At 43.8% G+C, this 13,852-nt stretch carries 9 protein-coding genes and 1 pseudogene; 1 reads left to right on the top strand and 9 read right to left on the bottom strand.

Annotated features, from left to right (window positions below; all coding sequences use genetic code 11):
• Positions 1-22: 22 nt before the first annotated feature.
• Complete coding sequence (gene rpoD, locus VZF35_RS18400; protein WP_407307248.1) at positions 23-1,213, bottom strand: RNA polymerase sigma factor RpoD; 1,191 nt, start codon at positions 1,211-1,213, stop codon at positions 23-25.
• Positions 1,203-3,056, bottom strand: coding sequence for a DNA primase (gene dnaG / locus VZF35_RS18395; RefSeq protein WP_407307246.1), 1,854 nt, complete (start codon positions 3,054-3,056; stop codon positions 1,203-1,205). The genes rpoD and dnaG overlap by 11 nt, the downstream gene beginning before the upstream one ends.
• A gap of 391 nt (positions 3,057-3,447) precedes the next feature.
• Here dnaG and VZF35_RS18390 point away from each other — a divergent pair, with 391 nt between their 5' ends.
• Positions 3,448-4,050, top strand: coding sequence for a GerMN domain-containing protein (locus tag VZF35_RS18390; RefSeq protein WP_407307244.1), 603 nt, complete (start codon positions 3,448-3,450; stop codon positions 4,048-4,050).
• Positions 4,051-4,348: 298 nt separating this feature from the next.
• On the opposite strand, the gene VZF35_RS18385 is transcribed toward VZF35_RS18390, so the two are convergent.
• The 7 genes and pseudogenes from VZF35_RS18385 to glyS form a co-directional block, all read right to left on the bottom strand.
• The gene (locus VZF35_RS18385) at positions 4,349-5,371 is read right to left on the bottom strand and encodes a deoxyguanosinetriphosphate triphosphohydrolase (protein WP_407307242.1); all 1,023 of its coding nucleotides are present in this window, start codon (positions 5,369-5,371) and stop codon (positions 4,349-4,351) included.
• Between the two features lie 137 nt (positions 5,372-5,508).
• Complete coding sequence (locus VZF35_RS18380; protein WP_407307240.1) at positions 5,509-5,697, bottom strand: hypothetical protein; 189 nt, start codon at positions 5,695-5,697, stop codon at positions 5,509-5,511.
• Positions 5,694-6,176 carry a CcdC family protein gene (locus tag VZF35_RS18375; protein ID WP_407307238.1) on the bottom strand — a complete coding sequence of 161 codons (483 nt, stop codon included), beginning with the start codon at positions 6,174-6,176 and terminating at the stop codon, positions 5,694-5,696. The genes VZF35_RS18380 and VZF35_RS18375 overlap by 4 nt, the downstream gene beginning before the upstream one ends.
• A 1,086-nt stretch (positions 6,177-7,262) precedes the next feature.
• Positions 7,263-9,910 (bottom strand): annotated as a pseudogene (gene ppdK / locus VZF35_RS18370) (pyruvate, phosphate dikinase).
• Complete coding sequence (locus VZF35_RS18365) at positions 9,903-10,724, bottom strand: pyruvate, water dikinase regulatory protein (protein WP_407314704.1); 822 nt, start codon at positions 10,722-10,724, stop codon at positions 9,903-9,905. The pseudogene ppdK and the gene VZF35_RS18365 overlap by 8 nt, the downstream one beginning before the upstream one ends.
• Positions 10,725-10,896: 172 nt before the next feature.
• The gene (locus VZF35_RS18360; RefSeq protein WP_407307236.1) at positions 10,897-11,538 is read right to left on the bottom strand and encodes a helix-turn-helix transcriptional regulator; all 642 of its coding nucleotides are present in this window, start codon (positions 11,536-11,538) and stop codon (positions 10,897-10,899) included.
• A gap of 238 nt (positions 11,539-11,776) precedes the next feature.
• Complete coding sequence (glyS, locus tag VZF35_RS18355) at positions 11,777-13,852, bottom strand: glycine--tRNA ligase subunit beta (protein WP_407307234.1); 2,076 nt, start codon at positions 13,850-13,852, stop codon at positions 11,777-11,779.

The raw sequence follows: 13,852 nt of genomic DNA, 5'->3' as shown, positions 1-13,852 counted from the left end.
TTAAAATCATGGCTGAATCGATTTACTCCAGGTAATCCTTTAGCTTTTTGCTTCTGCTGGGATGGCGCAATTTTCTCAAGGCTTTAGCTTCAATCTGCCGAATTCGTTCCCGAGTTACACCGAATTCCTGACCAACTTCCTCTAAAGTTCTGGTTCGGCCATCATCAAGGCCAAAACGGAGTCTAAGCACTTTTTCTTCTCGTGGGGTCAAGGTTTCCAGGACTTCCTCCAGTTGTTCTTTTAAAAGAATGAACGAGGCAGCTTCGGCAGGAGCGGGTGCATCATCATCGGGGATGAAATCTCCCAAATGAGAGTCTTCTTCTTCACCTATAGGAGTCTCAAGAGATACTGGTTCCTGAGCGATCTTCATGATTTCTCGAACCCGCTCGACTGGGATATCCATGACTTTGGCAATTTCCTCCGGAGCAGGTTCTCGTCCAAGCTCCTGCAAAAGTTGTCGTGACACTCGAATAAGTTTGTTAATGGTTTCAACCATGTGCACCGGAATCCGGATCGTACGGGCTTGGTCGGCGATAGCGCGTGTGATGGCTTGACGAATCCACCATGTCGCATAGGTACTGAACTTATAGCCCTTAGTATAATCGAATTTTTCTACAGCCTTAATTAACCCTAAGTTTCCCTCTTGGATTAAATCCAAAAAGAGCATACCTCTGCCGACATAACGTTTAGCAATGCTGACCACCAGCCGAAGATTGGCCTCAGCAAGCCGACGTTTGGCCTCTTCATCCCCGGCCTCCATACCCTTGGCCAATAAAATTTCGTCTTCAGCCGAAAGCAAAGGCACCCGTCCGATTTCTTTCAAATACATCCGTACCGGATCGTCAATGCCCACCCCTTCTGGGACTGAAAGATCTACTTCTGTTTCTTCTTCAATATCCTCGTCTGGATCATCGACGATATCGTCGTCATCATCTACTTTGCCCTTTTTCAGGACTTCCTTTTCAACATCCTCTGGTTCAGGTACAATGTCTATTCCCATTCGAGCAAGTTGTTGGTAAATATCGTCAATTTGATCCGCAGAAAGCTCAATCCCTTGGAGCGCATCCATAATCTCTGCATAGGTTAGGGAACCTTTCTTTTTTCCATTTTGTATCAGAGCCTGAACATTGTCCATTTGCTGCTCTTCGCTCACATGTCCCCCGCCTTCCCTTGGATCTTTCATTTGAGTGCTTTTAACCTTACTATTTGCCACGTTTCAACCGCTCTCCTATCTCTTTCAACAGAGCCATGGCCCCTGCCATGTCACCGGATTTTTCTAAAGCTACCATGCGGGCCTGAAGATCCTCCACATTCTCATCTGCTTTCGCAGCAAGTATACCCTTCGTACAATCTTCAAAAAGCCGCTCGGTTTGGGATTTATCCAACTCTTCCAGGATTAGGCTCGCTAAACGGCTTTGCACCATTTCATTGCTGTGCGTTGGCACACAGCCTTCCTGATCGAGATAATCAAAAATCTGTTGATGTGCTGAAACTCTCCAAAAGGATGTTCCTAACGTTTCCTTGATTCTTTGCAGTAACGAGATATCTTCCACCAACAAACGCAAAAGCATACGCTCTGCTCGGTAGACCCCCAAGTCGACCGCTGGCTGAGGAAGTTCCGGTGCATCTTGACATATAATGGTATTAGTAATATTATCTCTATTTTTCACAGAACTAACCGGATTTTGAGGAGAATATTCCTCAAAGCGTTCTTTTTTAGGTCTTTTCTGTCCTAAGCTTGTGATCTCGCGTTGTACTGCTTCTAACGTAAGCCCCAGTTCCAAACTCAAAAACCTCTCGTATCCTTCCCGCTCAACTGGACTAGTCACCTTTATAATATCAGGCGCGAGTTTATGGACTAATTCCGCCTTTTCCAAGATGCTCTGGGGAAGTTGATGATGGGCTAACGTTCGGTATTTAAACTCAATAAAAGTTACTGCCTGCTGAAGGAGTTTATTAAACTGCTCCCGACCGTGATTTTTCAAGAATTCATCCGGGTCTTTTGCTCCCATCAAAGTAAGGACTTCAACCTGCATCCCAGCGTCGCGCAGAATCTCTCCGCCACGTAATGCCGCATGAATACCAGCATCGTCAGAATCATACAAAAGAATAATACGCTGGGTATACTTGCGTAAGAGGTTTGCCTGATCCCGCGTTAAAGCGGTCCCTAAGGAGGCCACAGCATTCGGATACCCAGCATTCTGCAGTGCAATGACATCCATATAACCCTCAACCAGAAGGGCGTACCCTTCTTCGCGAATTCCTTGATGCGCGCGATGAATTCCGTAGAGGTGATGTCCTTTATTAAAATAGGTTGTCTCCGGGGAATTAAGATACTTTGGAAGCGAATCATCCAGAACTCGTCCACCGAAAGCAATAGGCTGATTACGCCGATCTAAAATACTAAACAGCACACGATTGCGAAAACGATCATAAAACTGACGTCCATCCTTGTCAGACTTTCCTCTTGCTAAAGCCAGTCCCACTTCTGCGACTTCCTGAGGCTGTACCCCACGCGTTTGCAAATACTGGAGCAACCCATCCCAACGATCTGGAGCATACCCTAAGCGGAAACGATTCATCGTCTCGGAATCTACACCACGCTTCTCGAAATAACGACGACCAGATTCCCCTTCAGGTGACTTCAACAGGAGATTATGGTAGTAGTTGGCTGCCCATTCATTAATCTCTTCATAGCGTCGTCGGAGCCGAGTTTCTTCCCGCTCTCGTGCCGACATTTCTTTCTCTGGGAGCACAACACCGCACCTTTGTGCTAACTTCTGGACACTCTCGACAAACGTCCAATTCTCCTTTTTCATGACAAAGGAGAAAACGTTCCCTCCAGTATTACATCCAAAACAATAAAACATTTGTTTTTCAGGGGTCACAGTAAAACTAGGAGTTTTCTCAGCATGAAAAGGGCAAAGGCCCAAAAAGTTTTTACCCTTGCGCTGTAAGCTGACATATTCAGATATAACCTCAACGATTTCAGTACGTAAACGCACTTCTTCGATAATTTCTTCTGGGATTAATTCCTCACGAACTCTATTATCCACGTTTTTCGCCCTTCGATTTGCTGCCACATTTCATATGGTTTGTCAACCCTATCCCTATACAATTCTTCGCCGAAAATTCACGGAATCCTCTTTTTTTAACCCCTGATCACGAATTAGTTTTAAAATGGACACAATTATCCTTTCGAGACCTATTTAATTCTCTCTTTTTGATGATATTTCCTCTTTTCTTCGACAAATATTTACCTAAAAATTTTCTTATATTGTTCTGGATTGCCCTGGCCTAACAGACTGGACTCAAAGAAGAATTATCCAAGCCCTTTTCCATAATCCAAAAGCATGTTAGAATAAGCAATAAACTCCGACTATGTTGGATCATCATGGTTAAGTTCACTATACGTATTAACAGCTAGATTTAAAGGAAGGTGACGTTATGTCCAGACGTATCAATAAGATACATATCTTCTCGATTATTTCCTTGTTACTCATCGTAACTTTTCTCGCAGGATGTAATTCGGTCAAAACGCAGCAAGTTCAACCGTCGGATAACCCACCTGCCAGCTCCGTACCAGCGACAACTCCAACCCCTTCAGAAAGCACCCCCTCGAGCTCCACGCCACAGACAGTAAAGATAACCCTCTATTTTCCTAATTCTGATGCCAGCGGCTTAGTTCCTGTTGTTCGCACAGTTCAAGTTACCGATCAAGAAGTTATTAAAGCAATGTTTAAGGAATTGTCGTCTCCGCCTGCAGGCTTAGAAAATCCGCTCCCTAAAGGAACAACCTTAAGGAATGCATCTGTTAAGGATGGCGTAGCAACCCTTGATCTTTCAAGTGAATTTAAAAAGAACTTTGGTGGCGGATCAGCCGCCGAAGTAATGACTATGTATAGTATCGTGAATACCATAACGACTCTGTCGGATGTTCAGAGTGTACAATTTCTTCTCGAAGGGAAGAAACTCGATGGTATTCTCGGAAGCTTGGATACCAGTGGTCCACTTACCAAGAATGATAGTTTAATTTCCAAAACAAATTAAACCCAGTTCTTGTAAAGATAAGTACAGACTTATGTCTAAACCTTAGTTTACTTCTCTTCTCTAAAACTTATACTTAGTTAACTCATAAATTAGAATTGCCCGCTGTAAGAAACTTATTTCTCAAAACTTTCACTAGGCTAGACTCTTAAGCATTTCTTTTTCCTAGCTACAAGAAAAAGGATGAAAAGTTTGGCCCCCCAAAACTCAACATTACAACAAACACAAGCATCCTCCTTTCACTATTATTAAAGTGGAGTTAGGATGCTTGTTTGTTAACTATTATTCTCCATTGGGGTCTTTACCTTGGAACAAATAACGTTGTAAATAAATCAATCGCATAATTGTCTGTCAGGCCTGAAATATAATCAACGACTGCTTGAGTTTCGTTCCCTTCCGCCCAAATTAAATAATTCTTGGGCAGTTTTTCTATATCCTTACTGTAATATTCAAACAAAGCCTGAACGATGCACTGCCCCTTGCGACGCTCCTCACGCAGGGTAGAGCTGTTATACACCCTAGAAAACATAAATTGTCTAAATTCCTGCATCGCACTACTGACCTCCAGGGACTGTTTGATTTGATTTTGCCCATTTGATGCTTCGATCATATCTACAACCATGGTCGTAATCATCTCGCTTGGTTTTTCACCTAAGGTTCTTTTAACGTTTTCGGGTAGGTCGCCTTGGACAAGCAAACCAGCCCGCAAGGCATCGTCATAATCATGACAAAGGTAGGCAATCCGATCCCCTGTTTTAACAATCTGTCCTTCAAGCGTAAAAGGAACGCCCTCCCCGGTATGATGTAAAATCCCATCGAGGACTGGCTTAGTTAAATTTAAGCCCAACCCGTCACGAGCGAGAACTTTCATAATCCTGATGGACTGTTCATTATGCTCAAAATGACCAATGATCTTCCTCAAGGCTTCTTCCCCGACATGCCCAAAAGGAGTATGCCCTACATCATGTCCTAAGGCGATTGCCTCTATAAGATCTTCATTTAATTGCAACCCCCGTGCTATTGTCCGACATATTTGGGAAACTTCTAAACTATGGGTCATACGAGTTCGGTAATGATCTCCCGTAGGAGCAATATACACCTGTGTCTTGTGCTTAAGGCGCCTAAATGGTTTACTGTGCAAAATCCGATCACGATCCCTCTGGAACTTTGTTCGGATCGGACATTCTTCTTCCTCCCGTTCACGCCCAGCATCCTTACTTTTGGCAGCATACACCGAGAGGCGCTCTTCCTCTCTTTCCGAACGTTCACGGATATGCAAAGTTGAACGGTTCACTGCTGCAATCTCCAGGTTATTTTCACGCATATCACTAACCTCCTTGTTATGTGAAGGATGAGATGGCCTATGATATTGAAAGATTCTTTATTCTCGCCGAAATGTTGCCTTAGAGTAACTCAGAGTTACTCTAAGAAACTCTATTGATCTTAGGAGTTCTCTCTATTCTAACATACTGCTTGAACATATACGTGTAGTATCTTTTTTCTTACACCATCTTTTATCATCAAGGTTAATATTCCCTGCAAACACATTAATTGACCGACCCCCAGCGGAGTCGGTCCTATTTTAATTGCACCATTAGTGACATCTTCATTCAAGCCAAAACCTTGGTCTGGAATGCCGTTAAACTTCAATGGAGTTGTCTTTCTAATCTTCTAAATCCCATATACATACTAATTCGCCAGGGTAGGATCATGCTAAAAGCTAAGATGAAGAAAATGCCGCTCATTTGGGCAGGGTCGATTTGAATGGCCTCAGCAAGGATAATTTTCCCGATCATCCGTAAAGCGACTAGACCTATCAAGGCTACCAAAAACAACTTTGATCTTTGGAGATAGATTTGGTTGTCCCGAACTTCAAATTTAGAAGTTTTTATTAAGATAATCGAGAAAAGCATGCCCATTACAACGGAACTTAAAAATTCGGGTAATGTTGGTCTAAACATTGGTAGGATAAACATACTCGCACCAGTAGCCATGAAAAGCGGCGGCAAAATAATTTTTTTCGCTACTGCCGGTTTCTTTGTGTTTTTCAAACGTACCAAATTAACTATGACGACCATCAACAACGACACGACAATCGATGCAATCACTAAAACTTGTTTTGTTAACATACTTAACCCTTCCACACCCAGTTTTATGTCTTTTAAAATCTATCTTCTTTGCGTTCAATCATTTAAAGCAACCGCAAGATTGCCATCTGCTAGTTTTTGCAATGATTGGTGATATTTATTCAGAACCATGTCATCATAAATCTCTCTTAGGCATTCTTGTGAAGATGAAAGCTGTACTCTTCGATCTTTAGTTATGGGACCTAAGGAAGCTCTAGAAGTGACTTTTAGAGCTATCTAAACCTTAGTTGATATTTACAGGGTTTTAAGGTTATTCCATAAAGCTATAATAGATATTCCAACTATATATTTCACTTATGTGCGAAATGGATTTAAAATAGATACAGAAGCCAAGAGATGATAGATATGGAATCATAAGGGAATTCTTACTATGATTTCAAAAAAACTATTACCAAATATTTAATGTTTGGTATGTGATATTTAGTGTAAATAAAAGGAGGTGTCATGTAATGAAAAAACAACTTTTAATGTATATTATGGGTTGCCCTGTATATGTTAACGTCAAAGAATCTAATGAAAGAAAACATTAACCACTATTGCAGCCGAAATAAAACACAATGAAAACCCATTTAAGTTCTGAGGTGCAATAATGCCAAGTATCTTTCAAAAACACAGGCGGTCTTTAAGCCACACTTAAAGACCGCCTGTGTTTTTGAAAGATAGCCCCAGACGGAAGCCATGTAACCGGCAATGGCCACGCCATCGTTGTCTAAAACTATAGGCTAATAGGCTTCATCCATATCCTGCAAAATAAATCGAACAGGCCGACTCCCGATATGCCGTTGATTCTTTGCTCCAAATCCCGAACCTGTGCATCATGTTTCGCGATTACTTTCTTGATGAGGTCCGGGTCATTTTCCCGGGTGATCTTTATCGACTTTAATTATTCTACTTAGAGCATTATCCAACAAGTTGATATTAGTAAATGATAACACTAAAAAACAAAAATTGGGTACCGTCTCTAAAATTCTTCAAAAGACAGTACCCATACTTCTTTTATAAGAAAACCTCCTAACCCTTGGTGTACAAGGCTTTGAGAGCTATTTTCATACTAATTCTTGATTCAATTTATTGCCCCTTGTTGCTTACAGCGGCCTGAGCTGCAGCTAAACGTGCAATCGGGACGCGGAACGGTGAGCAAGAAACATAATTCAGGCCCACAATATGGCAAAATTCCACAGAGTTTGGTTCTCCGCCATGCTCCCCGCAAATTCCTAAACTAAGATCTGAATTTGAACCTCGGCCAAGCTTTACAGCCATATCTATCAGCCTGCCAACTCCTTCGCGATCGAGGACAACGAAAGGATCTGTTTTCAAAAGATTCTTTTCCAAATAAACAGGCAGGAACTTGCCTTGAGCATCATCTCGAGATAAGCCCATAGTCATCTGGGTCAGGTCGTTCGTTCCAAAAGAGAAGAAGTCAGCGACTTTACCGATCTCATCCGCTAAGAGGGCAGCGCGCGGAACTTCAATCATGGTTCCCACATGATACTCTATTTGGACATTCTGTTCGCTCATCACTGCCTGCGCCGTATCATCCACCAGTTTGCGCATCATGATAAACTCTTCTTTACCCATGGTCAGTGGAATCATGACTTCTGGATGAATGTCACAGCCCTCTTTAATCAAGCGCGCACTGGCTTGGAAAATAGCCCTTGCCTGCATCACGGTGATTTCAGGGAAAGAAACTCCTAAACGGCAGCCACGGTGTCCAAGCATAGGGTTTAGCTCGGAAAGCGCCCGAACTTTGCGCAGTAAACTTTCCTTTTCATTTAAAGCCACCGGATCACTCTTAGACATACGGAGTTTCGTAATCTCAATAATCAACTCTTCAGAGTGCGGAAGAAACTCATGCAAAGGTGGATCTAATAAACGAATCGTTACAGGAAAACCCTGCATCGCTTTCAAAATGCCATAAAAATCTTCTTCTTGCATCGGCAACAGTTTTGCCAGAGCAGCCTCACGTTCTTCCAAAGTTTGGGCAAGGATCATCTCTTGAACGATCGGAATTCGTGCAGGATCCATAAACATATGTTCCGTTCGGGTCAGCCCAATTCCTACCGCCCCGAAATTACGGGCATTGGTCGCTTCCGTCGGAGTATCGGCATTGGCCATGACACGCAGACGGGCAATTTCATCTGCCCAGCCTAAGAACTCTTTAAACCCCTCACTTAATTCTGGGTCAACCATCGTGACTTCACCTTTGATGACACGACCAGTTGCACCATCAATCGAGAAAAGAGTTCCCTGTGGATACTCCACTCCATCGATAGCCACTAGCTTCTGAGCGTAATCTATTTTTAAAGCATCACAGCCGCATACAGCCGGTTTACCCATATGACGAGATACGACTGCTGCATGGCTGGTCATACCTCCACGACTGGTCAAAATCCCTTGAGCCGCTAAAATGCCGCGGATATCATCTGGCGTAGTTTCCGTGCGAACAAGAATGACTTTTTCACCCATTTCCCCTAACCGTTCAGCTTCTTCTGCGCTAAAGACGATCCTTCCTGATGCAGCGCCTGGGGAAGCCGGAAGCCCTTTTGCCAGAACTTGAAGTTTCGCTGCTCCATCCATCCTACGATGCAATAAATGCTCCAATTGTGCCGGTTCAATGCGCATGACTGCTTCTTCTTTAGAAATCATACCTTCATGGTAAAGGTCAACAGCAACCCGAATAGCCGCTGAAGCAGTTCGTTTGCCATTACGAGTCTGCAACATATACAATTTACCTCGTTCAATGGTGAATTCGATATCTTGCATATCCCGATAGTGGAATTCCAAGCGCTGGGAATTCTCCACAAACTGATTGTATATGTCCAAGTTTTCCTGAGCCAAGGTAGCGATCGGCTGAGGAGTTCGTATCCCGGCCACTACGTCTTCCCCTTGAGCATTCATCAGATATTCTCCATAGAGTGCCTTCTCTCCGGTTGATGGATTACGTGTGAAAGCCACCCCTGTCCCGGAGTCCGACCCCATATTGCCAAACACCATGGACTGAACATTAACAGCCGTTCCAATATCGTGAGGAATATTGTTGATGATGCGATAAACATTGGCACGGTCATTATTCCAGCTACGGAAAACTGCCAAAACAGCCAATTGTAACTGTTCTTTGGGGTCCATCGGAAACGGTTTTCCAGTACTGCGTTGAATCCGCTTTTTGTATTCGCTGACCATCCATCTGAGGCTCTCTGGAGAAAGCTCCGAATCAAAGCGAACCCCCTGCTTCTCTTTAGCGCTCTCTAAGATCTGTTCAAATAAGTAGTGTTCAACTTCTAAAACTACATCTCCAAACATTTGAATAAAGCGACGATAGCAGTCCCAAGCAAATCGCTCATTTTGCGTGTTTAAAGCTAACGCTTCCACGGTATCGTCATTTAGCCCCAGGTTAAGTACTGTATCCATCATGCCCGGCATAGAGAACTTGGCTCCGGACCTAACTGAGACGAGCAAGGGATTTTTCTTATCCCCAAAGACTTTGCCTGTGGCAGCCTCAATGTCGGCCAAGGCTGGCCAAACCTGATCCCAAGTCCCTTCAGGAACGTTCTCCCCGTTAGCGTAATACCCATTGCAAGCCTCTGTCGTAATTGTAAATCCCGGGGAACCGGCAATCCAATTTGAGTCATCTCTGCCAAATTTGCCCCTTTTCCTCCCAGCAAATCACGCATGGACGCTTTTCCCTCACGGAATAAGTAAACATACTTCTTAACCATTTCGCTCCCCCTTAAATAATATTTCTAACACGATGCTCGCAGTTTCTTCAACTGCTTTGCCTGTTGCGTCAACGACAGGGCATCCAATACGCTTCATAATTCCACGCGCATATTCCAATTCTTGCATGATCCGCTCTAAATTGGCGTAATCAGCCGATGCACCTAATCCGAGAGTTTTTAAACGCTCGGTTCGTATTTGATTCAAAAGTTCCGGACGCAAGGTTAGACCGATTATCTTTCGCGGAGAGATACCATAAAGTTCGTCCGGTGGATTAACTTCCGGAACCAACGGGATATTCGCTGCTTTAAGGCCTTTATGGGCTAAGTACATGCTAAGAGGAGTTTTCGATGTCCGAGAAACCCCTATTAAAACAACATCAGCATAAAGAACCCCACGGGAATCTTTTCCATCATCATATTTTACAGCGAATTCAATCGCTTCGACTTTTCGAAAATATTGTTCATCTAAGCGATGAATAATGTTAGGTGTATGTGTCGGCTCTAGTCCCGTTTGTTCAGAAAGAGCACCGATCAGCGGCCCTAAAATATCCACCGTTTTAAGCCCTCTCTCCTCGGCCTTTTTCTCTAGATAATCTCTAAGATCTTTTAGTACCAGAGTATAAACCAAGATAGCTTGCTCAGCTGCTGCCTCTTCCAGGATATCCTCTAGATGCGCTTGATCCCGTACGTAAGGGACTCGTCGAATTCTTGTCTTAATGCCTACAAATTGTGCTGCAGCCGCCCGACCTACAAACTCAGCTGTCTCTCCAAGTGCATCTGAAATGACATATATTACAGGCATTGGGCCCGTCACGTCCACCGACCACACCTCCGTATCTATTTAAAATCCAAACTTATTCATTAACCCAAAGTTTCTTCCGCTCTCCAATGTTTAAGTACTATGCCCCCATTGACCTCTTAAGTCCGAGGCCTTGTCCTATGTTCACAAAACATTCTCGTACTCTACTTGGGCTGTGCAATTACGATCATGATCTCGTTTCTGCAATTTCTACGAAGAGCTTAGTGACATTCGTCTTAGTAAAACGCCCAACAACCTCATAACACTCTTCCCCGTTTTCATCAATAAACCCTTCTACAACTGGCAAGCTGTCTACTTGATGCTGAACAAGCTTTTTCGCCGCACTATAGACAGGTTCATCTGGGGTTGTCATGTAGATATTCGGCATTCTCGTCATAATAACACCGACGGGAACTTGTTGAAGATCTCCATTGCCAAGAGATGCTTTCATAATATCCTTGCGGGAAATCATTCCTAAGAGAACCCGCTCTGGCCCAACAACTGCCAGGCTTCCAACATTTTGTGTGAACATCGTCACCGCTGCTTCATAAATACTCGCAGACTCCAATATAGTTACCGGCATAGATTTAAACGAGCAAACTCTCAACTGAAGCATCCGTTCCATAATCGGGGATGGTCCGAAATTATCTCGATACGAATACCCGACACGCGGTCTGGCCACTAAAACCCCGGACATCGTCAGAATCGTTAAATCCGGACGGAGAGTGGCTCGCGTCAAATCCAGCTTTGCCGCAATCTTTTCACCGGTGATGGACCCTGAGGCTTTCACTATCTCTACAATCCGCTGTTGACGTTCCGTCCATTCCAACCCATTTCACCTCTTAATGTTTCTTTCATCTTAAATGTGACATACTAATGAGGCTTACATGCACGATTATATCACATCATATTACTTTTTTACTAGATAGTGAGTATAATTTTCTTGAGTTAAGAACCGGACGGAAGAATTCTTACCTAAAATAGTCCTAGAATAAATCTTAAGGATGGAGCCCTTTAATACTCCATCCTTAAGTCTTAGCCCTTGGGATATTCTACGTAGGCAGTTTCTAAGCCAAAATACTCAACTCACCGATACAACCTAACATTTTTACACACTCTCCTAACAGGGCAAGACGATTATTTTTCAAGTCAACATCCTCCACCATAATCATCACTGCTTGGAAAAGCGCCTCGATAAGAGGAACAAGTTCTCCAGCTAATTTATACGCTTCCTCAAAAGTCCCCTCAGCCTGAGCCTTTTCAAAGCGTTCTTTGCGCAGAGCAATCCCTTTCTCCAGCGCAAGTTCACTCTCATCTGCCAACAAAGAAACTCTTAAGTCTTGTACCGGTTCCTTCTTGGTTAAATTAAAACACCGTGTATAGGCTTGACTATAGGGAATAAACGCCTCTTCTGTACGCTTTTCAGAAAGCGTTCGAGCTTTCTTCACGACACGGTTCAATAAATCTCCGCCTTGAGCTAAAGCGGCATCCACAGTATCATAGCGCAGTCCTTGCTCTAAAAGCACAAACCGCAGCCGTTGCTGGAAGAAGTCCTGTAACAGAAGCAGGATATTATCGATAGGCAACAGAGATGTCCCTTGCTCCTCAAAAACTCGATAAGCTTCTTTTAAAAGTTCTGTCAAGGAGAAATCCCATCCAGAGTCTAGGAGTATAGCCACAATACCCTGAGCTTGCCGTCTAAGCGCATAGGGATCCTGAGAGCCCGTTGGTTGAATCCCAATACCAAACGCTCCAACGATGGCATCCAGTTTATCCGCAATACTAACTACACGTCCAGCCTCAGAGACCGGCAAACCATCTCCAGCAAAGCGAGGCTGATAATGTTCGTAGATTCCCTGACAAACCTCAGGTTTCTCTCCACTAGCTCTCGCATAGTCCGCACCCATAATTCCTTGCAGTTCTGGAAAATCGCTGACCATCAAGGTAACAAGATCTGCCTTCGCTAAAAAAGCCGTTCGATCAATCTCTTCCTTGCGAAGCCCTTCAAAACCCAGCATTTCTGCAATAAAGCGAGATACCTTGCGTAAACGATCGACTCGTTGCTCTACTGTGCCCAATTTCTCATGGTAAACAACTTTCCCAAGCTTGGCAACCAACTCACTTAAGGGGATTTTCTGATCCTCACGATAATAGAAAGCTGCATCTTCCAAGCGAGCCTTTAATACTTTTTCGTTGCCGGCTTTGACAATATCTAAAGCAAAGGCATCACCATTACGCACCGTGATAAAATAGGGCAAAAGTTTTCCATCGTTTGAGCGGACAGGAAAATAACGTTGATGCTCTCTCATAGGAGTCGTTATCACAGCTTCAGGCAAATGCATATATTTAGCTGCCACTTCTCCCAACAAAGCGGTTGGATATTCAACGATATGGATAACCTCTTCAAGAAGTTCTTCATCATCGGGTACTTCTCCACCGACGTTCTCGGCTAGAGCCTTAATTTGAGTTTGGATCGCTTCTTTTCGTTCCTTAGGATCGACAATCACATAAGCCTTGCGCAGCGTCTCGGGATAATCGGAAGCTTTCCCAATCACCACCTCATCCCCTGCCAAAGTGCGGTGTCCACGTGAACTTCGGCCGGACTTTAGCCCAACAAGTTCAAAATTGACCACATCTGTTCCGAACAGAGCTGCGATCCAGCGAATTGGTCTTGCAAAACGAAAATCCAAGTCTCCCCAGCGCATTGGTTTAGGAAAATGAAGAGCCTGAATTAAATCCTGGGCAAACTGAGGCAAGAGTGCAGGAGTCCCAACTCCCATTTCCGACTTGCGTGCAAAGACATACGGTACAGCGTTGACTTCTTGAACAAATAAATCCTCGACCGCTACCCCTTGGCCCTTAGCAAAGCCTTGGGCAGCCTTTGTTGGAGAACCATTCGTATCATAAGCTGCTTTTACAGCAGGACCTTTAACTTCCGTCAAGAGGTCTTCTTGTTTTTCCTGAAGCTCTCTAACTAAGAGCGCAAGACGTCGCGGTGTAACATAAACCTGTAGTTCTTTATAATTTAAACGCAGTTCCGCCAAACGCTTGCTCGCCTGTTCCTCTATTTGCTTCATAGCTCCTGGGGAGAATTTAGCTGGGATTTCCTCAGTCCCAATTTCCAGCAAAAAGTCGTTAGCCAC

The organism is Desulfosporosinus paludis (assembly GCF_045689965.1).
GTDB lineage: Bacteria > Bacillota > Desulfitobacteriia > Desulfitobacteriales > Desulfitobacteriaceae > Desulfosporosinus > Desulfosporosinus paludis.
The sequence above is the reverse complement of the archived record's forward strand: the minus strand, read 5'-3'. Positions and strand labels throughout refer to the sequence as shown.

Excerpts from the sequence above, each read along its gene's own strand:
- VZF35_RS18385 (WP_407307242.1), bottom strand. The coding sequence starts at position 5,371 with ATGCGTGAAAATAACCTGGAGATTGCAGCAGTGAACCGTTCAACTTTG.
- VZF35_RS18390 (WP_407307244.1), top strand. The coding sequence starts at position 3,448 with ATGTCCAGACGTATCAATAAGATACATATCTTCTCGATTATTTCCTTG.
- VZF35_RS18375 (WP_407307238.1), bottom strand. The coding sequence starts at position 6,176 with ATGTTAACAAAACAAGTTTTAGTGATTGCATCGATTGTCGTGTCGTTG.